This window comes from Vibrio tubiashii ATCC 19109, from assembly GCF_000772105.1.
Taxonomy (GTDB): Bacteria; Pseudomonadota; Gammaproteobacteria; order Enterobacterales; family Vibrionaceae; genus Vibrio; species Vibrio tubiashii.
Window position 1 is genome coordinate 1,271,297 of the sequence record NZ_CP009355.1, and the last position, 24,232, is coordinate 1,295,528.

Here is a 24,232-nt window from a genome sequence, read left to right on the forward strand (position 1 = left end):
GAAACAATAAGGTAGCGTTATGGATTGGATTCAAAGTGTGCATAGTTATATTCGTGTCGTTGACGAAGGCAGTTTTAACGGCGCGGCGAGAACGCTCAACACCACTAGCTCAGCAATCAGTAAACGCATCCATTGGTTAGAAGAGCGCATCGGTGTGCAGTTGCTAAAACGTACAACTCGCTCTGTCACGCAAACTGAAGCCGGCGCCTTATTTTATGAACGTGCCAAAGTGCAACTTGATGGCTGGCAATCGATTGTCGACGAAACACGTTCGGTATCTCAGACCCCCGCAGGATTACTGAAGATAGGTGCAACTCTGGCTGTAGGCTCAAAGTTTTTAGTTCAGTACTTGAACGACTTCTTGCAGATGTACCCTGACATTCGCATTCAACTGATCACAACCACGCCCGGTCAATTACCAACATTGAGTTTGGATCTGTTTATCAGCCGTGAAATTGAACAGCTCAACTCGCTGAGTTTTAAAGCCACTCCCCTTTTTGAGCACCGAGCCGGATTCTATGCGTCTCCAAGCTATATTGAGCAGTTTGGTGAGCCGCAAAGCTTTAAAGAGCTTACCCAACACAACATGTTGGTATGGGGAGAGAGAACCCAACGAGAGATCTCCCTGACCAATGGGCATAAGATTTTACTCAATGGCAACTTCGCTACGTCTAATCCAGAAGCTCTTTTTTATGCCGCAAAAAGTGGGATGGGACTGCTACTCACCAACGATGTAATGATCAAAGAAGATCTTAAGCTCGGGGCATTGCAACGTATTCTGCCAGACATAACTGCTGATGAAGCAACAGTTTACGCCTACTACCCAAAACTCGACTATCAACATACACGTACTAAACTGTTTTTGGACTACCTTAAAGAGCGCCTTTCCAACCAAGAGTAAACTTTTTTACAGAACGTGGAGCCTATATTTGGCATTTGCAATAATATGCGACACGTACCATATTTAATGAGTAACTAAATTGATAATTAAGTGATACAAATCACAATAACAGTGAGTTACCAATATGGTTAGGACAACGTCAGTACAGAACTCGTTAAGCGTCGAGACGATTAACGATACGCTCAGCCTCGATGGGCAAGATCTTCTCAACAAAGCTACGTTGGAGCTTCAGCAATACTCGAACTCATTTTGTACATGTATTATTGAGCTTGATCAGTTTACCAACCGTTCAACGCTCCTCGCCTCTTCTAGCGGCGTAAAACTGCAGCGCGATGATTACCTCGCGCCGCTGACTCACAGCACTTGTACTTTTGTGATTAAGTCTAATCAGGACTACATCGTCTGCGATTCGGGTGCCAAAACGCTCCACCCTAATGAGCAATATATTTCTGAACATGACATCGAGTCGTATCTGGCAATCCCCCTTAAAACTAGTAATGGTGAGGTTTTAGGGATCTTGCTGTCCGCCTATACTCACGCTTTAGACCCCAACCTCAGAGAGGAGCTGATATACAACCACAAGCTATTTGCCAATATCGTCACCCACAACCTTAAGTCGAAATGGCTAACGGCACGTTCAGAGACACTGGTTGATCAACTCAGTTATGAAGTATCCCATGACAATCTCACTGGGCTACTTAACAGAAGTTATCTTTCAGACAAGCTTGAGAGGCTAAGCCAGACGCAAAACATTCCCTTTACGCTAGCCTATTTGGACATTGATAACTTCAAATCTATTAATGACTTATATGGAAACTATATTGGCGATCAACTGATAAAGTTTGTTGCCAATACCATCAAGGAAGCAATAAAAGATGAGCAATTCGCCTTTCGAATTGCCGGGGATGAGTTCGCCTTTATTACCCAAGCTAGTGACCCCTTCAAGGTCTGCTACACCATCATTAAGAACCTAGAAAAAGGCTACCAAGATCCTTCGCACAAAATTAAGTTCACAGCGAGCATCGGCTTAGCAAAAAACATCAATCAGAGCCTATCCGCCGACCAAATCATTCTCAATGCCAGTTTAGCGCTGAAGGATTGTAAACAGTCTCGTCATGTACACGTACAATGTTACGATACCCATTTAAGTGCTCAATACTATCGTAAAGCCCTGATCATTGATGCACTCAGGACAGAACTCGCTAAAGAGTCGATTAGTGATAGCGAACTTTATGTCGCGGTGCAGCCAATTGTTGAACGTGACAATAATAATTGGGACTACTTCGAAGTACTCGCTCGTTGGCAAAGCCACGCTCTTGGGACAATTTCGCCGCTGGAGTTTATCGATGCCGCTGAGCAATCTGGGCTTATTGTCGAACTAGGTGAGCACATCGTAGAGCTGGCCTGTAAGGCGAAGCTAGCACTTGAAAAAGGGCTGGGGCATGGCGTTCGTCTGAGTCTCAATTGCTCAGCCCATGAGCTACACAATTCAAATCGTTACTTACAGCATTTACTCGACACCATAAAACACTATGGTTTTAAACCTGATGAGTTCACCATCGAACTGACAGAGACGGTGCTGTTATCTCAGACCGAGGAAGTGAAAAAGATCCTCAACAAGCTGAGATTCCTCGGTTTTAAAGTCGCGCTTGATGACTTTGGTACTGGGTATTCTAGTCTCAACTATATCCATAGTTACCCAATCGACTGCATCAAGATAGACGCGACCTTTATTCGCAATATGCATACCAATGAAACCGCCGAACGAGTGGTATGGCTTATCGTCCAACTTGCCAAACAATTGAATCTCTCTTTGGTTGCGGAAGGTGTTGAGGATCAAGAGGTGCTTGAAAAGCTCTATGACATGGGGTGCAGTCAGATTCAGGGTTACTACTTCTCAAAGCCGGATAAACCACAGAACATCATTAATCAAAGCTTTGAGCGTATAACTCAGCAGCAACAAGTATCTAACGGCTAAGTTCTAGATAGGAAAGTTAGGCTGACGCTTAGAAAGGTACTTCGACCTGCATCATGAAGTCGCCGTCATACTGTTCGTGCCAACGGTAATCGAGTCGCATGCGCGGTGTACCTGCATCCATATCGCCAAAACCGAGGCTCAGCTGCACACCATGGCTCCGGATCCAGTTTTCGGTGTTCATCTCTTTGAGCTGATCTTCCAACTCATTGGGTACCCAAACTCCAACACCAAAGTAGTTGGACGAAGCACTATTTGAAATCAGTGGGTTAGTCTCGTTGCCTAGTAGCCAATCTGACCAGTATGAGGAGTGATCGGTTTTCTCTGCAAGAGTCAGATCTACAAAAGCTTCATTTGTCACAGTGTCATCAATCTCTAGATCAAAGATTGTTGTACATGTTGGACTTGAGCCTTCAAACATTAACGAATGCGCAGACACACCCTCTTGATACAGCTCGCAAGCCGCAGCAAGTGGAGAGAACGATAACATCACACATATCATTCCACGCTTTAACATTCACACCTCAAATATATAGAACGAAGTCCTATTTAATAATACTCCTTTTCGATTAATTTGCGTAATACTTTTACCGTAACAAGATGTGAAACATCTTCGTGCTGTTTGAGGGCATTACGAATATCGGTGCTTCTCACTTTAACTTTTTCAGGGCAACATAACAGCGACCAGCGATTGACGATCTCTTCCGCTTTATAAAATTTAGCAAAGCTAAGCAGGTTATCTGGCCCCATAACAAAGGTTAATTCGCTGTCTGGGTATTTAGCCTCCAGAGCTTCAAGTACGGCATAAGTCGTTACACTGCTTTCCGGAGAATAGAGAGATTCTTCAATCGTAGATCGTTCTACGTTATCCACTTGCAAATCTTCAATAAAAGCGTCAACTAGCTCGCATCGAGCGCTGTATTCCAACATCTGTTTACCCCAAGCGTGAGCAATGCTTGGCAGCAGTAGAACTCGATCAAAATGGGTTAAAGATTCGATCACGCTTTTGTGGCCCAGACTTGGTGGGTTAAAAGCGCTTCCAAATACAGCAATTTTGCTCTTTTTATTCATTTACTCTTTATTGAAAACCGTGATCACAGTTTTCTAATTCCTTGATTGCGGTATGATATAGGCACGTGACTTTAACACGTTCACTTCAGCATAAATATGCCTTGCTGAGGTAGACCTGTTAAGGCTACCAACTTTACTACCCAATTTTAAACTACATTGCTTGCAGGAAGGAAACATAATGGAACAGTTGATTCGCGATGAAATGCGCGTTCTGCCGTCGATCGATCCTCATTTTGAGATAACACGTCGTGTCGACTTTATTAAGCGAAAACTTCAAGAAGCAGGATGCAAATCTCTGGTTCTCGGTATCAGTGGTGGTGTTGATTCAACGACCTGTGGTCGATTAGCGCAGCTAGCCGTTGATCAATTAAATGAAGAGTCTAATGGCGGCTACCAATTTATCGCAGTTCGACTGCCTTATGGCGAGCAGAAAGACGAAGATGAAGCGCAGCTTGCCCTTCAGTTTATTCAGCCGTCTCATTCGATTTCAGTAAATATTAAAGCAGGTGTCGATGGCCTTCACACGGCAAGCCATACAGCACTTGAAGGGACTGGCTTACTGCCTGAAGATAAAGCCAAAGTTGATTTTGTAAAAGGGAATGTTAAAGCCCGTGCGCGAATGGTCGCTCAATACGAAATCGCGGGGTATGTCGGTGGTTTAGTGATTGGTACTGACCATTCTGCCGAAAACATCACTGGCTTCTACACCAAATTTGGCGACGGTGCCTGTGACCTTGCCCCTCTATTTGGTCTAAGCAAACGCCAAGTGCGTGAAGTAGCTGCGACTCTAGGTGCGCCAGAGTTGTTGGTTAAGAAGGTTCCTACTGCGGATTTAGAAGAGTTAGACCCACAAAAAGCGGACGAAGACGCGCTTAACCTTACTTATGAACAGATTGATGATTTCCTAGAAGGCAAGCCGGTATCTGCTGAAGTGACCGAGCGCTTGGTTCACATCTACAAAGTGACGCAGCACAAGCGTCAACCAATCCCGACCATTTACGACTAAAGTAAAAACAAAATAGCCTCTCGATTGAGAGGCTATTTTCTATTCTTTTGCCTAAGGGCGATTCTTGACCGGATTGGCGTAACTGGCCACTAAAAATGGCTGCGCGCCTTGCGGTAATAAATTGAGTTTGTCAGCCAATGTCGCTTTCACATCTTCGCCGACGTCTTCGTTGCCTGCCGCAAGCTGATTAATTGGAAACAGCTTGTAGTTAGCATGTACTTGACGATCAATTTCTTCTGCTAGTGCTTCTGGCGTTTCGAAGTCTTGCTCTATCACATCACCAAATGCTACATGCACATGACCTTTATCGCCCACGATGCCTTGAATAATACTTTCAATATCTTCGAACTCGCCTTTCTCGTAGCTTCCTACCGAATCTTTAGCGTGCAGTTCAATCGCTTTAGCAATATCACAAGGGTCATTCTCATAAGAGATAGCAACAGGCACAATCTTCAAAGATTTAATGTACTCAGGGAATGAAAGCTTTTGTTTGCGCCCTTCCACATGAAACATTTTTAGGATCGCCGGATCAGTAAAGTCGTTGCCATCTTTCGCGCGACCTTCTTTTTGTGCAATCCAAATTGAATGACCAGTTTCTAGCGAGTGCTTGATGTAGCCAGACAATGTCCCTAGTGCCTTCATCATTTCACGAGGGCCTTTTGCCGAGCGCTTAACAATAAAGCTTTTGTTGAGCTTCATTAGCTCAGTCGCACAAGGCTTTTTCAGTAGGTTATCACCAATCGCAATGCGCACGGTTTTATGACCACTTTGGAACAGACCATAGTTAACAAGTGCAGGATCCATTGCGATATCACGGTGATTAGAAACAAAAAGATACGCCTGCTCAGGAGCTAGATTTTCTAGCCCGCTGTACGTAACACCTTTGGTGGTTGTTTTAAGCGTTTGATCAAGATACTTCTTTACTTCTAATTGAATCGTCTCAACTGAGTTCAGTTTTGACCACTTCATCTTAAGGTAGATCTTAACCATTGGAGACATTAAGGTCTTAAACCAGCCTGCATGGTTAGAAAAGCGGTGCTGTAAAATCGCACTGATGAATTCTTCATCGTTAACTAAGCGGTCAATTGCCGCTGGAATTTCGTCATCGTTATAAGGACGAATTTCAATAAATGGGTCTGTGTTTGTCGTCATTATTTTATACATTAGGTAAAAAGCGGGACTATTCTACGCATAGAAACCGTTCTTGGCAGCTATAGTTCTCTCAGATTCGTTAAGGTCAGACCAGACTAATTATTCGAATTTGCGCCATGACTTGCACAAAGTTGGCTTTTTTTCCAAGAAACGTTAATCTTAGCGCCCCGAAATTAGAGATTGCCCCCATGCACCACGCTATATCTTTTCAATCTGAACTGAACGACTTTCTGATTTGTACGCCACGTAAGAAGTCGTTAAAGCATCAACTTATCAGCGTTAAGCAAGGATTGGTGTTAATCAAACTTGGAAAGTTGGAGTATGCCGTGGAAGCAGGTCAGTCGTTCTGGCTCCCGTTTGACACACTTACCTCGCTCACTTACACGCCCAATACCATCGTTAATTCTGTCAGTGTTTCTTCTCGCGTTGTAGCACCGTTTCCTAAACAGGGTGGCTATATCCAAGCAGAGGAACTTCTATCAGCACTGTTGAACCGTTTAGAGCTCCACAATGGTCACCGCGAACGTCAAGTAGATCTGCTTAAGGTTGTACAAATCGAACTCACGACGCTAAAGCCTGAGCTAAAAGAGACTCGATACACAAAGCAGATTAATCAGTGGCGAGCCGATAAAGAGTCCGCGCTTTCCAATGAGCTCAAGTTAGTATTGCGAGTCCGCGAAGCCAACAAGCAGATGCAATCCGGTAAGAAACGCCCAATGGTTGTTGAATCTTTGTTTGAAGGCAATGATGCTTTACTGGCAAGTCTTGAACAAGCAATCCTAGGTCGTGAATTAACATAAAAGTTCTAGAATTTACTGGCTGAATACCCATTTCATAACTATAAATCTATAAGTAACTGCTTTATTTATAGAAGAGGATTGTGAAATGAAATTCAGCCATAAGATTGTGGCCGCTTCGTCTGTCTTGCTTTTAGCGACTGTCACCCTTCTAACCTTGCAACAATATCACACCGTTAAAAACGAAATTAAGACGCAAGTAACCTCAAGCGTTACAGAAATCGTAGACGGCGTTCGAAACACTACCGCCGCAGAAATCAATGGACGTAAAGCCATCGCTGAGTACGCCACCAGCATGCTAGAAGTTGACCTATCTCCCGACGCTGTCACTTCTGTCATTACCCGCCCTATCGTTAAAGACACTTTTTTATTGGCAGGTCTTGGCTTTGAGAGTGATGGTTCAAACATCAACAATGACCCTTCTTGGAATCCCGGGCCTACTTGGGACCCAAGGGTTCGACCTTGGTACATTGACGCTAAAAACTCAGGAAAGCTTGTTATTACCGCCCCTTACGCCGACTCAGCCACAGGCGAGATATTGGTTTCAATCGCCACACCAGTTCGAGAAAACGGACAGTTTATTGGTGCGATTTTTTATGATGTAAGTCTTGCTGCACTGGCTGAAGTCGTGAACAAGGTGCAATTGTTCAATGCGGGCTATGTGTTTATTGTCGCCGGAGATGGCACAACCATTGCCCACCCAACGACTGAGTTAAACGGCAAGCCTATGTCAGACTTCTTGGGCAATGCCCCCATTCAAGATGATCCGCAGCAAGCAATGATTGATGGCAAGGCTTACACGCTCGACTTTTCAAAAGTGCCAGGTGAAGATTGGTACATTGGCGTTGTTCTCGATGAAGAAGTGGCGTATCAATCTTTAGCAGACCTTCGCAACAGCTCGATTATCTACACCATCATAGCCTTGGTTATCAGTATTGTGATTCTGCTTGTACTGATTAAGACCTTGATGCGCCCACTAGATACCTTGGGTGATGCCATTCAGGATGTCGCGACAGGTCAAGGTGATTTAACCAAACGACTCGATACCAACACCGATCAAGAATTCTCGACTCTGGCTTCAGGGTTTAATGAGTTCACAGGAACCTTACAGCAACTGATCACGCAATCGAAAGCGATTGGGGAAGAGATATTACGTGGTTCAGAAATGACCTCAATGGGGCTGCAAGAGTCCGCTTCCGCAATGCAAGACCAATTGCACGAATTAGAGCAGCTCGCTACCGCCATGCATGAAATGGCTACCACCTCTGGGGATGTCGCCAATAATGCTCAAGGTGCCGCAGCAGCCGCTCGTGAAGCCGATGAGGCCACCAGTACAGGTACAGCGGTTGTGAGTGAAACCACTCACGCTATCGACAACTTATCACAAAAAATCGACGAAGCCGTTGAAGAGGTGAAGGTCTTAGAATCAGCGACCGATAATATTGAAACCATCTTGAAGGTAATCAATGATATCGCCGATCAAACCAACCTGCTCGCCCTTAACGCCGCGATTGAGGCAGCCCGTGCAGGTGAATCTGGTCGAGGGTTCGCTGTGGTTGCTGATGAGGTTCGAACCTTGGCGCAACGTACACAGGAATCTACCACTGAGATTCGCAACATGATTGAACAGCTTCAAGCTGGCGCAAGTTCAGTTTCAAATGCGATGAATATGAGCAAGAGCACTGCTACTAACGCAGTTGAGCGAGCTCAAGAGGCGAATGTCGCTTTGGAACGCATCCGTGATGCAATTCAACAGATCAGTGATATGAATATCCAAATCGCTTCTGCTGCAGAAGAGCAAAGCTTGGTTGCCGAGGAAATTAACGGTAATACAGTGAAGATCAAAGACCTTTCAACTCAAGTAGCCGATGCTGCTGAGAATGCCAATATTGCTATGCAAGCACAAACAGAAAACATTCGAGAGCAAGACTCTATCTTGAATAAATTTACCGTTTAGACCAAAGCAATAACCAAAAGGCGCACTCAATTTAAGTGCGCCTTTATTGGCTCTGCTGATCTGTTCTAGAGCTAAATGACCACTAGCATCATTGCTGTGTTTGGCTCTACCACCGCGGTACACTGCCCGTTTTGTGGCGCAAAACTATCAAGTGACAACAAATCCATCCAATCTGAGTTCGCTTTAAACTCTATGGTTTGTGAGCGTTTAGATTTGTTAATAATCACCAAACCTTCTTTGCCGCGGCTAAAGACCAATAGATCGTCTGAAGCCTCAATAATCTTCATTTGAGAGCCATGCATGCGATTGTGAAAATCGATAGCTGCAATCATTTTTTCATCTTTCCAAGCATCAACCCATCGTGGCTGCTTGTCTGAATTAACGATTCCGCTAGTATCGAGATCAGTGTATATCAGTGGTACTCCGCCATCTCTCCCGAGCAAGTAACAATACCCCAGCCACTCTTGGTTTTCACTCATGACCAAATTTGCGAAAACATCGTTGTTAGGAATATCGTGGGTGATGGCAAACGTAATTGCCCGCGATTCAGACAACGCTTGCCCGAAGCAATATGGGTCGACCAAGCTTTTTAAGCTACCATCGATTTGCAGCGCATCATGCATTGTCTGAAATAACGGGAAGTCATAGGCACCCAATCGCGTTTCAGCAAGGTAAGGCTGTAAGAACAACTCATACTCTGGTTGGGTAGCGCCACCGCTGGTAATAATTTCACCGAAGATATGAATATCTTGGCAAATATCTTCCGTCCAAACCTGTTTTAAATGCTCTAAAGTCATGTGTTTAGCGGCATCAATGCGAAACCCTTTGACTCCCATACCTTTAAGCGCTTTAAGATAAGCTTGCTGCTGCTCGATGACGTGTGAGCAAACCCTTAATGTTGGTAAGCCTGGATCAGTAGGACCACCAGTGATACGACCATTTTGCACTTGCCAGCGATCTTCCCAGTCTTCAATTCCAAACGCTTCGACGAAGTCGTCATGATCGAAAATGGGCTCACTTAAATCTCCAAACAAACGTTGGTTCTGATAATAATCAGCAGATTGTTGGTAATCGAGCATATCGGACGCATTCGGGTATTTAAGATCTGTCCTTATCGACGATTCATTTGCCATATGGTTGAACACCACATCGGCATACACACCCACACCATAAGACGATAGAGTCTCAAGCATGCTTTTAAATGTTTCAGTATTACCAAGTTGATTATCGATCACTCGATAATCTTGAGGTTGATAGCGTTGCCACCACTTGGTACCTGTTTCCCTTTTTAATGATTTCATTGGTGGTGAAACGAGTACGTACTTGTAGCCCGCTTGATGGATCTGGCGCGCTCTTTGTTCAACCATTTCATATGGCCAGTCAAACGCGTGTAAGATCACATCAGTTGCGTGAGAGCAGTTCATCACGATTTCCTTTACAAGATTCATAACACGATAACGATACCCAAATACCCTTCATTTCTACTTTTCAGTTCTTATCGCAAAGCTACTTGAGTATCTATAGTGAACACTGATTACCATCCTAACAAAGCATTCGCGCTAAGCTCTTCCCCCTTAATCCATTTTTTTGCGTAGTAGCTTTTAGGCGTAGATTATCCAAATAGTGAGGTATTTAGTAAAATCTCATTGCGGACAGCGCTATACTTTCATCTGAGTTGCACAAGGATTGATGTATGAACAAAATTCGAATTGATATTGTTTCTGATGTCGTTTGCCCATGGTGCATTATTGGCTACAAACGTTTAGAGCACGCGCTTGCCGCTCTGGCAGATGAAGTTGAAGCCGATATACAGTGGCACCCTTTTGAGCTAAATCCAGCAATGGGAGACGAAGGACAAAATCTGCGAGAGCACCTCGCTGAAAAGTATGGCACGACAACAGAAGCCAGTATCTCAGCGCGCGAAACTCTGACCAATCTAGGTAACGAGGTAGGGTTTGAGTTCAACTTCAATGACGACTCTCGAATCTATAACACGCGCAAAGCGCACCAGCTTTTAATGTGGGCACAAAGTGAAGGTAAACAGTTCGACTTAGAGCTTGCTCTGTTTCACGCCTATTTCACCGATGGTAAAGACATTAGCGACTCTCAAGTACTGATTGAATGCGCCACTGAGTTAGGGCTAGAACAAGACGTCGTCACTAGTGTTATAGAAGATGAAAGCTGGGCTGAAGCCGTGGCGTCTACCGAGCAGCAATGGCTTGAAGCGGGCATCAATGCGGTTCCTGCAATCATCATTAATCGAAAGCACCTAATTTCCGGCGCGCAAACCACCGAGTTGCTAATATCGGCCATCAATCAGATTACCCAATCTCAAGAGTAGCGCTCATTTCTCCGCATTATCGCCACAACAAAGGATGTCAAAACCAAGTCAATCTTTCACGTTCTGCAAGATAATATTTGCCTGCCCCAAATGGGCACACTATGCTGTTTGACGTTTTCTACAACCATAATGATAAAGGCAAGGTAATGCGCAGTTCTTACACTTATCCAATCGGTACCCCGGGTCAAAAATGGGGAGACGCGGAGCGAATCGCTTGGCGTGAGCAAACTACGATTAAACGTGAATATCAAAAAGAAGTGGTTCCCAAGATTCAGGCACTTTCAGAGCAGTTTGATGTTGAGCAATATGGCGCTCTCTCTTATGACCAAGAGCGTTACCCGCTTTTCTGTATTAAGTCTAATAACTGGAATGATACGAAGCCAATTGTGTTAGTCACAGGTGGCGTACATGGCTACGAAACCAGTGGTGTTCACGGCGCTTTAAAATTTGCAGCAAACGAGATGGAAAAGTACAGCGAACATTTCAACATTGTGATTGCTCCTTGTGTGAGCCCATGGGGTTATGAAGTGATCAACCGTTGGAACCCATTGGCGCTTGATCCAAACCGCTCTTTCTATCAAGACTCACCCGCTGAAGAATCTGCAAACCTAATGAAGCTCGTTGCATCATTAGGCCGCGATGTGCTAGTTCACATTGATTTGCACGAAACCACAGATAGTGACGAAACCGAATTTCGCCCTGCCCTAGCCGCCCGTGATGGTATCGAATACATTGAAGGTATGATTCCGGATGGTTTTTACACTGTGGGTGACACTGAGAACCCTCAGCCTGAGTTCCAAGCTGCGGTGATTGAGTCCGTAAATAAAGTGACGCACATCGCTCCAGCAGATGATAAAGGCGAGATTATTGGTTCAACTGTGGTTCAGCACGGCGTGATTAACTACCCAATGGTTAAGCTCGGCCTATGTGGCGGTGTAACGACATGCACCTATGGCACAACCACAGAAGTTTATCCAGATAGCCCGAAAGTGACAGATGAAGAGTGTAACGACGCTCAAGTCGCTGCCATCGTCGGTGGCTTGGATTATGTAGTGGCGCAACTACAGTAACCGCCCTTTATACTGCTCCGGGGTCTGCCCGGAGTATTTTTTGAACATGGCAATAAACGGGCTGGCTTGGTTGTAACCTAGCGTAAGCGCAACCTCTTTCACTGAGTGACCTTTGCGCAGTAATTCCATCGAGTGCAAATAGCGTACTCTTAGTCGCCATTCAGTGAAACTCATCCCGAGTTCAGCCTGACAATGCCTTGCCAGTGTTCGCTCTGTGGTGTGGACGCGTTCTGCCCAAACAGACAAGCTAGTGTTATCAATCGGGTTCTCTTCCACCGCTGCAAGAATCTTGGCCAGGTATTTATTGTCTGTAGATGGAAGAAAATGGTGTTGAGTGTCACGCGTGGCGAGTTGATCTAGCAGTACCTGAACCAATCGCTTGTCTTGCTCAGATTCGGCAACATTGATATCTCGTTGACGAAAATCATCGATAATTGCCGATACGATCGGGGTAACTTTGATCAGACTAGTGCAGTCCGGGAAGTTCTCAGTATGGGCTTGAGCAATGTTGAGTGAGCAATAGGAAAGTGGCTTGCGATTAAAGCTAGTATGCATGATCCCAGCAGGTACCCATATTGCTAAGTGAGGCGGCGCTAAAAATCGAGTGTCTTCTGCCTCCATCTCCAAAATGCCACCGCTGATCAGCTGTACCTGTCCCCATGGATGGCTATGCATCCGAGTTTCAGTATTCGAGAGAAACGCTTCGAAATTCATAAATACATCTGATGGTGCCTTATCGATTGATAACGAAGGATGAAGGTGTTTTGCTGACTTTCTCAAACTTGTCTTCCTATAACGCACAATGTCTTTTTAAAGATATATATAATTATATCGACCTGCCAGACTATCTTCTACCGATAATAATGCGATGGTGTTCACATGGTCTACCTACTTCCTTTCTTTACCGTATGCATATGGGGCGGCAACGCTATCGTAAATAAAATGGCAGCTAGCACCATAGAACCCAGTGCAATGAGCTTTTATCGTTGGTTTCTCGCCATTGTCGTACTAACACCATTTTGCTTACCGAAAGTCATTCAGCGTTGGAGTGTAATACGTCCTTACTTGGCTAAACTAGCCTTTCTGGCGATGCTAGGGATGGTTCTCAATCAGTCATTGTCCTATTACGCAGGTCTTACAACAACAGCCTCCAACATGGCGTTGATTACCTCACTGGTTCCATTGATTGCGATTTTTATGAGTGTACCGATTCTATCTAAGCCCATTTCCCCACTTAGTATCGTTGGTGGCGTGATTGCGTTAGCCGGATTGGCTTTTATGCTAGGGAAAGGTGACGTAGCCTTCTTTTTACATCAGGACATTACACCTGGCGACGGCATTATGGTCATCGCTTCTATTTGCTACGCAGCCTACTGCGTGTTGTTAAAGCGGTGGAAGATGCCGTTATCAAACTGGACCATGGTCTATATGCAAGGCTTGCTTGCTCTCATCATGCTCACGCCACTCTGGCTCACTAGCGAGCAGTTATTGCCAAGCCAAGACGCGATACCTTTGATCGCCTATGCAGGCCTCGCGGCCTCTATCGCTGCACCTTGGATGTGGGTTAAGGCGATTGATTTAATTGGCGCAGATTCGAGTGCAATGTTTATGAACTTAATGCCAGTTGTAGCCATAACTCTGGCTGCGACCATGCTGGGCGAGGCTGTACATAGCTACCATATTATGGGCGGATTACTAGTAGTCTCTGGTGTTGTTCTTTCACAGCTAAAACTCAAGCACTTCAGTAGAAAATCATTAGAAAATGTTAATCAGGTATAGGTACTTGAGGGTAAAAGGGTATATGTTTGTAGTATCCGGCTTGCATATGTAGCACACAGCATTCAGGCCAGCCCTATACATAACAACAATACAACCACGTCTTAAATTGGCTAGACCTCATTACCATGATGGAGGTCAGATGATCGAATTGGAGCATATAGAAGAGATATATAATCACGACCAATTTACGTTGCATGAAGTTGTTCTGAATGAGATTGGCTCTTACGTGTTCGTTAAGAATCGCCAAGGTGAATATCTTTATGCTAATCAACTGACCTTAGAGCTGTTTAACACCACGTTAAAAGAGCTTAAAGGTAAAACTGACTACGCATTTTTTGAACCCCACATGTTAGCCGACATACTCAAGACCGATGAGATGGTGTTTAACACCGGTCAGAAGGTGATCAACGAGGAACGCGCCTTGGCTGTGACAGATGGCAGAGTTCGTGTTTACCGAGCCATCAAGCAACCGATCATTCATTCTAAAACGAAGCAGGTCATTGGTCTTATTGGTGTTTCAACCGACATCACCGACATCGTAGAGCTAAGGGAAAAACTTGCTGAACAAGCCTACACGGATGAACTGACCAGACTCTATAACCGCCGTAAAATCTGGCAATGTTTTGAGTCTTCTTATGAAAAGGCAAGGCAACAAGATTCTGCACTATCTTGCATCATCATAGATATTGACCACTTTAAGCGCGTCAACGATTCATTTGGACACGATTTTGGCGACAATGTGATAGTGGAACTTGCCAACATCATTCACAGTAACTTAAGAAAGAGCGATCACTGTGGTCGAGTCGGAGGTGAAGAGTTCTTGATCGTGCTTAACGATACAACAGGAAAAGAAGCCCTTGATGTTGCGGAGCGATTGCGTCATCAATTTCTTGAATCAGAACTCAATATTTTAGAGTCTCCATTTTCTTTAAGCTGTGGTGTTACCCAGTTCTCTCCCAACGACAGTGAGTTTTTAGATTTGTACCGTAGAGCTGACGATGCCCTATACAAAGCCAAACACCTAGGCAGGAATCGAAGTGTCATTGAATAAAAAATGTCAGCCCCTAATTCAGGGGGGCTGATTTAATTCAAATAAAAACTTAACTAACGACTTCGATATCGGTTTCTGGTACACAACAACAAGCCAGTGCAACACCCATATGGCGCTCATGATCTTGCAGGGCTGGCACATCCGGTTGATGCACTTTTCCAGATTCCACTGTTACCTTACATGCGCCGCACAGACCCGCTCGACAACTGTTTGCAATAGGCGCACCTGCGTCTTCTGCTTGTTCAAGCAATGTCTTTTGGTTGTTACCAACAAACACATGACCGTTAACACTCAAAGTAAGCTCTTTCAATGGCTGCTGAGAAGTTTGGCTGACACCAAATGCTTCTTGGTGGTAGTTGTCTTCTGCTAGACCTTTCTTGAGCAATAAATTCTTAGCCTTCTGCATAAAGCCATCAGGCCCACAGACAAAGACTTGTCTTTGTTCAACATCGCGAATTTGCTTTAGGTGTGCGAGAGTAAGGCGACCTTTTAATCCAAACCAATCATCCGGAGCTTGAGACAAGGAAAACAGTACGGTTAAGCCATCATGTTTACGTCGCAACTCATCCAGCTCTTCCTTACATGGGATGTCTTCTACGCTGCTGCATTGATGATAGAAGACTACATCTTCGACTTGATTGTGATCTGAGAGATAACGAAGCATAGAAAGCATCGGCGTGACACCACTACCCGCAGATAATAGTAGCAATGGCTGGCCATGTTTTTCTCCCAAATGGAAACTCCCATCTGGCTGCTCGCACGTCAGAGTATCACCAATGTTAAGATTGTCGCTGAGCCAGTTTGACACACGCCCGCCGTCAATGCGTTTAACAGATATCGCTAACCGCCCAGGGCGAGATGGGCTTGAAGACAATGTGTATCGGCGGGCAACACCTTCACCATCTATCTCAATCGAAATAGGTAGATGCTGACCAGGTTGATAGACTGGCAGTTCACCATGTTGTGGTTCAAGCCAGAAAGTGACAAAATCACGGGCAATTTCTTCTCTTTCAACACACGTCATAAGCAACTGTTTCGGTGTATTGTCTGGGTAGAACTCTTTCTCTTTGTACTCCAAGACTTCAACTGTATCACCTTGATGAATCATACCTTCATTTTTAGCGACTAAGTTTTGTCCAAAGAAAACACCACCACGCTCGTTGGCACGGAACTGGGAAAGCGTATTCAGCGGCTCTTTACTCGTTCTCAACTCACCTCTTTCAACATCTACTGTCGTGAGTATGCAGCGCTCACAAGGTTTTACTGTTTCGAACTCCACCTCTCCAATACGGATGCGCTTCCAACCATCTTCACCAAAAGATTCCGTGCCAGATACGACAAGGTTAGTACGAAACTGCTCCATTGAATGAGCTTCTGGGCTACGACGGTTTAGCTCTGCTAGTGATGCTTCACTGATCACTAACACTGGATAACCATCGGCAAAACTGACGTTGTGGCCTAGCTTTTCTCGTACGCGGTTAGATTGCTCGCCACTAAACAATAGTTCCACACGTTGACCTAGTGCCTGACTGAACCAATCATCAGCTTCATCCGTTGTGGTATAAGCGACAAAGTGATCTTTCCACACTTGGGCTGGCGCTTCTTGCATCTTAAAATCGGCATAGCGGACTCTTAGCGGCGACTGGCCTTGGACGGTAAATATCACCCCATCAGGTAACAAACTTGAACGCACTTTAACCATCTGTAGATATTTTCGAGCTGTCACCATTGATCCGTCGGAAAGGGCGAGCATAAATCGACGGTCAAACATCAGACCTTGCTTTTCCACCCATGCTGTTGAAAGAGACAGTCCACCCACAGATTTCACCGGATAGACATTGATTTGAGAAAGAGTTGGAGCTGACATTGCTTATCCTAAGCTAGAATTATTGTGCAGCCATTATACTTGATTTGATTAGATTTCTTCTACAAAGCGTTAATCCATTGAGTTGTTCTCAGTTTTGATAATCTAGGCCTCTAGTCGTCAGGTTCCGCTTAATGTTAATAGATAAACCGCCGACGAATAGACATACTGGCTAGTATTAAGATAATCCGTTACCCACCATAAACTCAATTCATGCGTTCTAAGGATTCTAATTATGAACAAGCTTGTTATGATTCTTCTTTGTATCTTCCTCCCCCCTGTAGCAGTGTTTTTGGACAAAGGATTAAACAAAGACTTTCTGATTAATTTAATTCTTACATTTTTCTTTTTTATCCCAGGTTCTATCCATGCTCTCTGGTTAACTGTACGCTAAGCGTCTATTTACGCACAGATATCCGACAAATAAGGCTTTCATCAAAAAAAGTGGATGAAATACATAGCGGTTTGCTCTATCATCCTGTCGCCTAAGCGTAAGCGTTTGCCTTCACAGTTTTCGCGCCGTTTAGGCTCCAATCAGACAAACTTCTTATTATGGTGGGAGCAATAATGACAACACTTACGATCACACGTCCTGACGACTGGCATGTTCATCTACGCGATGGTGAAGTTCTAAAGGATACTGTGCGAGATATTAGCCGCTACAATGGCCGCGCGCTAATCATGCCGAATACCATCCCACCTGTTACCAATACCGAAATGGCACTCGCTTACCGCGAACGCATTATGGCAGAGAAGCCAAGCGAGCAGTTTGAACCGCTAATGGCGCTTTACCTAACGGATAACACGACTCCAGATGAAATCCGTAAAGCAAAAGAGTCTGGTGCTGTAGTAGCCGCTAAGCTTTATCCAGCAGGCGCAACTACCAACTCTGACTCAGGTGTCACCAACGCGAAGAATATCTACCACGTTCTTGAAGCAATGCAAGAAGTAGGAATGTTACTGCTGGTTCACGGTGAGGTGACTCATCACGATGTCGATATTTTTGACCGTGAAAAAGAGTTTTTAGATACCGTTCTTGCTCCTATCGTGAACGACTTCCCGAATCTAAAGATTGTTCTTGAGCACATTACCACTGCTGATGCAGCGAAATTTGTTAAAAACGCCAACGACAATGTTGCTGCAACGATTACCGCTCACCACTTACTTTATAACCGTAATCACATGTTGGTTGGTGGCATCAAACCTCATTTCTACTGTCTGCCAATTCTTAAGCGCAACACCCACCAGCAAGCGCTGATTGAAGCAGCGACGAGCGGCAGTAAGAAGTTTTTCCTAGGTACAGACTCAGCGCCGCACGCTAAAGGTATGAAAGAAGCCGCTTGTGGCTGTGCAGGTTCTTACACTGCGCACGCTGCGCTAGAGCTTTACACAGAAGTGTTTGAGCTAGAGGGTCAATTAGAAAATCTTGAAGCATTTGCAAGCCACAACGGTCCGGATTTTTACGGTGTACCTCGTAACCAAGATACAGTAACACTGACCAAAGAAGCTTGGCCTGTTGCAGAAACGATGCCGTTTGGCGGTGATGTCGTTGTGCCTATTCGCGCAGGTGAAGAGATTAAGTGGGCAGTTAAGTAAATACCTAATTTAATCCTATCGACTAACCCCAGTAACAAGATAATAGTTACTGGGGTTTTTATTTAGCATTTTATCAATATAACCTAAACTCAATGTAGCATTCATTTTGAGGTCACTATGCTGATTGAGTTAGATATTCCCACGCTGTCCGTCGTCTGCGTCATATTGTCGTTGACGTATTGTGTTGGGCTCGCTTTGATTCAAACTCTTCAGCCTCGTATTCGCGGGATCAACTTAATTGCGTTGGCACTGATGCTGCTAGGCGTTGGCTTTATGCTGATGAGCTTTGGTAATACGGTCTCTTTGTGGGTTTCCAAGATTCTGGCTAACTCCATTATATCAGTAAGCTTTATTCTTATTTTACATGGAGTCTGCCTTTTAAGGGGGTACGCTGCCTCACTCGCCAACTACGGCTACTACTCTCTCCCTGTGGTGATAACTCTACTCACCTATTGCACTTACTTTTCATCTTCAACAGACGCTCGTATCGCCATAATGGCTGGTTACACTTCCGCGCTTAGCTTTTTGACAATATACGCAAACCAACATGGTGCCAAAGAAGACATTGCCCCTTCAAAACATTTGCTGTCTTTAGGGATGCTCGTTTACGCCGCCTATGGGTTGTTCCGCCTTGGTATGCTTCCTTTTGAAGACAAAATTGATGACTTTATGGTTGCTAACTGGGTTCAGCAACTCGCTTTCCTCACCATAATTGCAATGATCATTTTTATCGGCTTTGCGATTACTTGGATGCTTACAGGAAGATTGGTTGCCACTATTTACGACTCATCACTCAAGGATGAACTCACTCGACTCTATAACCGCAGAGCACTTGAAGAGTTTGCACCCAAGGAAGTGGCACGGGCACAACGCTTTGAACACTCTCTTTCTGTCTTACTGATTGATATAGATAAATTCAAACAAATCAATGATGTGTATGGTCACCAAGCGGGAGACCATGTTCTAAGAACAATAGGCAGAATACTTAGAATAGAAACACGAAAGAATGACTTTTCATTTCGCTATGGTGGAGAGGAGTTTTTAGTATTACTTCCAGAAACCAACAAAAACCAAGCCAAAGTTGTCGCTGAAAAGCTTCGAAACGTTATTGAACGAACAACGATGTTACCCAGTAACCGCGAGTTCTGTACCGCAAGCTTTGGGGTCAGTGAGTTATTAACCAACGAGCATTGGGAGCGGTTAATAGAACGCGCCGATAGAGCACTGTACGATGCCAAAAATCAGGGAAGGAATAGAGTTGTTCTCAGCGAAAATTCATACGATGCCCAAGTATCGTTGAACCATAAATGGAAGTCTTAACGATACTCAGGCACCTATTCAATTAATTACCTTGTGAGCTAAGCTGACAGCTCTTTTCGTACAAGCTCCGCCCCGGCACTTAATGCGTTCAATTTATCGCGAGCAACTTCACGCGACAATGGCGCCATGCCGCAGTTGGTACAAGGATAAAGCTTATCTGCATCAACATACTTTAGAGCTTCACGAAGTGTCTCTGCGACTTCTTCAGCCGTTTCAATGCTATCTGTCGCAACGTCAATCGCCCCAACCATGACCTTTTTGCCGCGAATAAGCTCGAGCAGCTCAATCGGCACGCGAGAGTTATGACACTCTAACGAAATGATATCAATGTTAGACTTCTGCAGCTTTGGAAACACTTCTTCATACTGTCGCCATTCGGTGCCCAACGTCTTCTTCCAATCTGTATTTGCTTTAATGCCGTAGCCGTAACAGATGTGAACCGCCGTTTCACATTTTAGTCCTTCAATGGCTCTTTCTAGACACGCGATGCCCCAATCATTCACATCATCAAAGAAGACGTTAAATGCTGGCTCATCAAATTGGATGATATCGACACCAGCAGCCTCTAACTCTTTCGCTTCTTGATTGAGTATTTTGGCAAATTCCCACGCGAGCTTTTCACGACTCTTGTAATGATCATCATAAAGCGTATCGATCATCGTCATTGGACCTGGTAACGCCCACTTGATCGGCTTATCTGTCTGCTGACGCAAAAACTTAGCGTCTTCAACAAATACAGGCTTTTGACGACTCACAGGCCCTACAACTGTTGGTACGCTGGCATCGTAGCGATCACGAATCTTTACCGTTTGGCGATTTTCGAAGTCAACGCCACTTAAGTGCTCGATAAATGTCGTAACGAAGTGTTGGCGAGTTTGTTCACCATCGCTGACTATATCAACACCCGCATGTTGCTGTTCTTGCAAAGACAAACGAAGCGCATCTTGTTTACCATCTGTTAGTTCTTCACCTTGCAGCTTCCAAGGTGACCAAAGCGTTTCTGGCTGTGCTAACCATGAAGGTTTTGGCAGGCTTCCTGCCGTAGAAGTCGGTAATAGTGTTTTCATGCTTTTATTTCTTCTCATTATTATTAAGCGTAGCTAGCAGACCATTGCTCTAGCACAGTTTGGTATGGCTTGATGAAATGCTCTTGAGCAAATTTACCTTGCTCTATTGCCAATCGACTACGTTCTTCGCGGTCATACACAATTTGTGTTACAGAGTGATCGCTGTTTTTCAAGCTTGGTTGGTACGATTTACCCGCAACAGCATTCGCGTTGTAGATCTCTGGACGATAGATCTTTTGGAACGTTTCCATTGTGCTGATCGTGCTGATCAATTCTAAATTGGTGTAATCGTTGAGCAGATCACCAAAGAAGTAGAACGCAAAAGGAGCAACACTGTTTGGCGGCATGAAGTAACGAACTTGTAGACCCATTTTCTGGAAGTACTGTTCTGTCAGTGAAGACTCATTTGGCTCATATTCATAACCTAGCACTGGGTGTTGGTTTTCAGTGCGATGATAAGTCTTGTTATCCGATACGCTTAAACAGATAACTGGGCGTTTTTTGAAGTTCTGCTTGTAGGTTGATGAATTAACAAAATGCTTGAATAGTTTGCCATGCAGATCACCAAAACCTTCTGGGATGGTGAATTGAGGCTTATCTTTGTTGTGATCAAGGAGCAAAACGCTAAAGTCGTAATCACGAACATAAGAAGAAAAGTTGTTACCGACAATGCCTTCAATACGCTCATTCGTTTTATGATCGACAATGTACGTCTTTAAAACTTCAATCGAAGGAAAGCTTTCAGCGCCAGCTTCTATATCCATATCTACCGAAACGATTTCAAGCTCAACGGAGTAGCGGTCGCCATTAGGGTTATCCCAATGCGCGAGGGCATTGAAATTATTATCAATCATATTAAGCGCATTACGCAGGTTCTGTTGACGACTCTCACCTCTCGCTAAGTTAGCGAAGTTAGTAGTAATACGTGTGCTGTCCGACGGGCTGTAGTTCTCATCAAGGCTGAGGCTCTTGATGCTAAATGTGAATTCTTTGCTCATAACGTTCTGTATCCTATTTCCTTAGATGAAAGCTGATTTATTCCCTACTCTCTACATTTTATTTTTGATTTTTCTAGTCAGCCGTTAACTTTGGCCTTCAACAACCCTGCGATTAAATGGCTTAATTCTGTCTAGATATAAGAGTAGGTTCCTTTATAACGTTGATTCACATTTTAAGAACAATGGTTTTACTTCAAATACATTATGAGAAAAATTCATAATCAAATCTCATGATGGAAATTCATCTCCAACACGAGCACTTAAAACTGATGTGACAAAGCCATACGCGATTATTATCGCTCCCCTTTTCGGCGCTATTAAGTTTAACCGCAACAATTGTTATGTTATAACATTCGAAAAATAAGTAATTATTTTACTTGCTGTGAATCTTAATCGCAGCGCTATCAATAATATCGGGAGTACTTTTCAATGGATGCGGTTATAGCTAAGCCTACCTTAAGAAAAACAACGGAATTTGAGACTCCATGCGTTAGCTTGGGCAAGCAAGCCGCTGTACTGAGTGATATCTACCAAGACAGAGTCAATATAGCCGTCTGGCAACGACGTTTCGACCAAGGCTTTGCCAACGCCGTCAGCCAATATATGACCGCGAATCCAACCATTAGTAAATCTTTGACTGTTTCCCCTGCAAATGCATTTGAGGTTCTTGACTACGCGACTAATGGTGAAGCGCCAAAAGCCCTTCTGGAAGATATGGCTCAGCTTGTTGATATGTTCTGCTACCTGTTTGAGTTGGATGAAGTAGGATTGCGATTTGCCACATTAGGCGGAGCCATGTGTCCGCGATTCCATGTAGACCAGGTCCCTTGTCGCCTTGTGACCACCTATCATGGTGCAGCAACTGAGTGGCTAGCTAACCCGAGTTTAGATCGTTCAAAGCTGGGCCGTGGTAGTAATGGCCTATCAGATTCTCTTTCCGGTCTGTATCAACACGAATCCGATGTTCAACAACTGCATCGCGGCGACGTCGCTTTACTTAAAGGCGGTCGCTGGGAAGGCAATGAAGAGACAGGGTTAGTCCACCGCTCTCCTACCATTGATGCAGACAAGCCTCGATTTATAATGACACTCGACTTTGGTTAAAAGACGATTTAAGAAACGTATACAAAAGGGGCCAACAATGCCCCTATTGGTTTACTTTGATTACTTAATTAAAAAACACCATTTGAGTTTTGGATATCCCCACCACTAATTAATGAGTACACTCTCATTGAAAAATCCAGAGCTTGAATGGAGTCCCAGTGCTCTACAATTCGACCATCTTCAACACGCCATTTATCAATGATGTTCATTCCTTTCTGGTCGTTACCTCGATCTTCTTTGTCAAGTGTGGCATGCGAATGGAAGATGACATAATCGCCATCGACATAGATGTGCTTAACGTCATACGTATAGTCTGGATACTCTTCTACAAACTCTTGTAAGAAACCCACCAACCCAGTCACTTTGTCAGGTAGGTTGCGATTGTGTTGTACGTAAGCGCTATCGTTGTAATGTTCAAGAACATAATCAAAATTATGGTTGTTCATTAAATTTTGCACAAAATCAGTAATCAGCTCAGCATTTGCGCGCTCTTGTGCTGTCCAGTTTGGCTTTTGCAGTTTTTGTAAATCGATCGTTATCTTATCTGTTGATTGTGCGTAAGCGGTTGTACTTAATAGCAAAAGAATCGTTGTTGTCATTGCCTTTAACATAGTTCACTCCTGTTGAAGTCATCTCAAATAGGTATACATTGATAACCATAGTAATTAATAGTAACCTACACAACAAGAAGGTACCAAAAGCTACCCTAGGCACATTTTGATAACCTATGACAAGTTCTGGGAATAAAAAGGAGCAGCAAGATGTCACTTAAAGCTAAGCCAGAAAGAAGAATTTTCTACAACAATGAGGAGTGTGCTGTTCGTAACGTGGTGTCGCAAATTGGTGACAAATGGTCACTACTCATCCTATTTTCCCTAGTAGATGGAGAAGATAGGTTCAACTCATTGAAATCACGGATTGAGGGCATATCCCAAAGGATGCTAACTCAAACGTTAAGAGATTTAGAACGCGAGGGTTACGTGAATAGAACGGTCTATCCTGAAGTTCCGGTAAAAGTAGAATATAGCTTAACAAGTATGGGGCGAGAGCTAGTTAAGCCACTGTATCAGTTAGTTTCTTGGGCCGATGACCACAGACAAGAGATCGAAAGCGCCCGCAAAGCTTATGATGCGAGAAACTAATTTCTAAGTGCAACTTTGCAGATGTCCCTCACCTCACCCTA

General features: G+C 44.2%; 23 protein-coding genes. 14 read left to right on the top strand and 9 right to left on the bottom strand.

What is annotated here, in order from left to right; all coding sequences use genetic code 11:
* The first annotated feature begins 19 nt into the window (after positions 1–19).
* Positions 20–901 carry a LysR family transcriptional regulator gene (locus IX91_RS20905; RefSeq protein WP_004745438.1) on the top strand — a complete coding sequence of 294 codons (882 nt, stop codon included), beginning with the start codon at positions 20–22 and terminating at the stop codon, positions 899–901.
* 124 nt (positions 902–1,025) lie between these two features.
* The gene (locus IX91_RS20910) at positions 1,026–2,879 is read left to right on the top strand and encodes a sensor domain-containing phosphodiesterase (RefSeq protein ID WP_004745440.1); all 1,854 of its coding nucleotides are present in this window, start codon (positions 1,026–1,028) and stop codon (positions 2,877–2,879) included.
* Positions 2,880–2,907: 28 nt separating this feature from the next.
* Here the strand turns inward: IX91_RS20910 and IX91_RS20915 are convergent, their stop codons facing one another.
* Together IX91_RS20915 and IX91_RS20920 are read right to left on the bottom strand one after the other, a co-directional pair.
* Positions 2,908–3,366, bottom strand: coding sequence for a hypothetical protein (locus tag IX91_RS20915; protein ID WP_004745442.1), 459 nt, complete (start codon positions 3,364–3,366; stop codon positions 2,908–2,910).
* Between the two features lie 59 nt (positions 3,367–3,425).
* Positions 3,426–3,947: a nicotinate-nicotinamide nucleotide adenylyltransferase gene (locus IX91_RS20920; protein WP_004745444.1), complete on the bottom strand. Its 522-nt coding sequence runs from the start codon at positions 3,945–3,947 to the stop codon at positions 3,426–3,428.
* A 178-nt stretch (positions 3,948–4,125) separates the two neighbouring features.
* Between IX91_RS20920 and nadE the strand changes: the two genes are divergently transcribed.
* Positions 4,126–4,953, top strand: a complete 828-nt coding sequence (gene nadE, locus IX91_RS20925; protein WP_004745445.1) for an ammonia-dependent NAD(+) synthetase — start codon at positions 4,126–4,128, stop codon at positions 4,951–4,953.
* Positions 4,954–5,004: 51 nt separating this feature from the next.
* On the opposite strand, the gene IX91_RS20930 is transcribed toward nadE, so the two are convergent.
* On the bottom strand, positions 5,005–6,105 hold the full coding sequence (locus IX91_RS20930) for a 1-acyl-sn-glycerol-3-phosphate acyltransferase (RefSeq protein WP_004745447.1): 1,101 nt from the start codon (positions 6,103–6,105) through the stop codon (positions 5,005–5,007).
* A 188-nt stretch (positions 6,106–6,293) separates the two neighbouring features.
* Between IX91_RS20930 and IX91_RS20935 the strand changes: the two genes are divergently transcribed.
* Positions 6,294–6,905, top strand: coding sequence for a hypothetical protein (locus tag IX91_RS20935; protein ID WP_004745450.1), 612 nt, complete (start codon positions 6,294–6,296; stop codon positions 6,903–6,905).
* An 85-nt stretch (positions 6,906–6,990) separates the two neighbouring features.
* Complete coding sequence (locus IX91_RS20940) at positions 6,991–8,859, top strand: methyl-accepting chemotaxis protein (protein ID WP_004745452.1); 1,869 nt, start codon at positions 6,991–6,993, stop codon at positions 8,857–8,859.
* Positions 8,860–8,930: 71 nt separating this feature from the next.
* Here the strand turns inward: IX91_RS20940 and IX91_RS20945 are convergent, their stop codons facing one another.
* The gene (locus IX91_RS20945; protein ID WP_004745454.1) at positions 8,931–10,283 is read right to left on the bottom strand and encodes an alpha-amylase family protein; all 1,353 of its coding nucleotides are present in this window, start codon (positions 10,281–10,283) and stop codon (positions 8,931–8,933) included.
* A gap of 269 nt (positions 10,284–10,552) precedes the next feature.
* Between IX91_RS20945 and IX91_RS20950 the strand changes: the two genes are divergently transcribed.
* Together IX91_RS20950 and IX91_RS20955 are read left to right on the top strand one after the other, a co-directional pair.
* Complete coding sequence (locus IX91_RS20950; RefSeq protein WP_004745456.1) at positions 10,553–11,200, top strand: DsbA family oxidoreductase; 648 nt, start codon at positions 10,553–10,555, stop codon at positions 11,198–11,200.
* A gap of 146 nt (positions 11,201–11,346) precedes the next feature.
* Complete coding sequence (locus IX91_RS20955) at positions 11,347–12,270, top strand: M14 family metallopeptidase (protein WP_004745458.1); 924 nt, start codon at positions 11,347–11,349, stop codon at positions 12,268–12,270.
* On the opposite strand, the gene IX91_RS20960 is transcribed toward IX91_RS20955, so the two are convergent.
* Positions 12,262–13,050, bottom strand: a complete 789-nt coding sequence (locus IX91_RS20960) for an AraC family transcriptional regulator (RefSeq protein WP_004745459.1) — start codon at positions 13,048–13,050, stop codon at positions 12,262–12,264. The two genes, IX91_RS20955 and IX91_RS20960, sit on opposite strands and share 9 nt — an antisense overlap.
* 99 nt (positions 13,051–13,149) lie before the next feature.
* Here IX91_RS20960 and IX91_RS20965 point away from each other — a divergent pair, with 99 nt between their 5' ends.
* Positions 13,150–14,049: a DMT family transporter gene (locus IX91_RS20965; RefSeq protein WP_004745460.1), complete on the top strand. Its 900-nt coding sequence runs from the start codon at positions 13,150–13,152 to the stop codon at positions 14,047–14,049.
* A gap of 139 nt (positions 14,050–14,188) precedes the next feature.
* The gene (locus IX91_RS20970; protein ID WP_004745462.1) at positions 14,189–15,100 is read left to right on the top strand and encodes a sensor domain-containing diguanylate cyclase; all 912 of its coding nucleotides are present in this window, start codon (positions 14,189–14,191) and stop codon (positions 15,098–15,100) included.
* A 49-nt stretch (positions 15,101–15,149) separates the two neighbouring features.
* Here IX91_RS20970 and IX91_RS20975 read toward each other — a convergent pair whose 3' ends face one another.
* On the bottom strand, positions 15,150–16,967 hold the full coding sequence (locus IX91_RS20975; RefSeq protein ID WP_004745463.1) for a hybrid-cluster NAD(P)-dependent oxidoreductase: 1,818 nt from the start codon (positions 16,965–16,967) through the stop codon (positions 15,150–15,152).
* Between the two features lie 232 nt (positions 16,968–17,199).
* Here IX91_RS20975 and IX91_RS25665 point away from each other — a divergent pair, with 232 nt between their 5' ends.
* The 3 genes from IX91_RS25665 (at position 17,200) to IX91_RS20990 (ending at position 19,880) form a co-directional block, all read left to right on the top strand.
* Positions 17,200–17,358 (top strand): YqaE/Pmp3 family membrane protein, encoded by a 159-nt coding sequence (locus IX91_RS25665; RefSeq protein WP_004745465.1) that lies wholly within the window; start codon positions 17,200–17,202, stop codon positions 17,356–17,358.
* Positions 17,359–17,531: 173 nt separating this feature from the next.
* Positions 17,532–18,560 (top strand): dihydroorotase, encoded by a 1,029-nt coding sequence (gene pyrC, locus IX91_RS20985; RefSeq protein ID WP_004745467.1) that lies wholly within the window; start codon positions 17,532–17,534, stop codon positions 18,558–18,560.
* Between the two features lie 117 nt (positions 18,561–18,677).
* Entirely contained in the window at positions 18,678–19,880 is a 1,203-nt protein-coding gene (locus IX91_RS20990) for a GGDEF domain-containing protein (RefSeq protein ID WP_004745468.1), read from the top strand.
* 38 nt (positions 19,881–19,918) lie between these two features.
* Here the strand turns inward: IX91_RS20990 and IX91_RS20995 are convergent, their stop codons facing one another.
* Positions 19,919–20,947: a methionine synthase gene (locus IX91_RS20995; protein ID WP_004745469.1), complete on the bottom strand. Its 1,029-nt coding sequence runs from the start codon at positions 20,945–20,947 to the stop codon at positions 19,919–19,921.
* Positions 20,948–20,970: 23 nt separating this feature from the next.
* A complete protein-coding gene (locus IX91_RS21000) occupies positions 20,971–21,945 on the bottom strand; it encodes a DUF1852 domain-containing protein (RefSeq protein WP_004745470.1) in 975 nt (324 codons plus the stop codon).
* 429 nt (positions 21,946–22,374) lie between these two features.
* Between IX91_RS21000 and IX91_RS21005 the strand changes: the two genes are divergently transcribed.
* Complete coding sequence (locus IX91_RS21005) at positions 22,375–23,049, top strand: DUF1826 domain-containing protein (protein ID WP_004745472.1); 675 nt, start codon at positions 22,375–22,377, stop codon at positions 23,047–23,049.
* 68 nt (positions 23,050–23,117) lie between these two features.
* Here the strand turns inward: IX91_RS21005 and IX91_RS21010 are convergent, their stop codons facing one another.
* A complete protein-coding gene (locus IX91_RS21010; protein ID WP_004745473.1) occupies positions 23,118–23,660 on the bottom strand; it encodes a nuclear transport factor 2 family protein in 543 nt (180 codons plus the stop codon).
* Between the two features lie 150 nt (positions 23,661–23,810).
* On the opposite strand from IX91_RS21010, the gene IX91_RS21015 reads away from it, so the two are divergent.
* Positions 23,811–24,191, top strand: a complete 381-nt coding sequence (locus tag IX91_RS21015) for a winged helix-turn-helix transcriptional regulator (protein ID WP_004745475.1) — start codon at positions 23,811–23,813, stop codon at positions 24,189–24,191.
* Positions 24,192–24,232 lie beyond the last annotated feature (41 nt).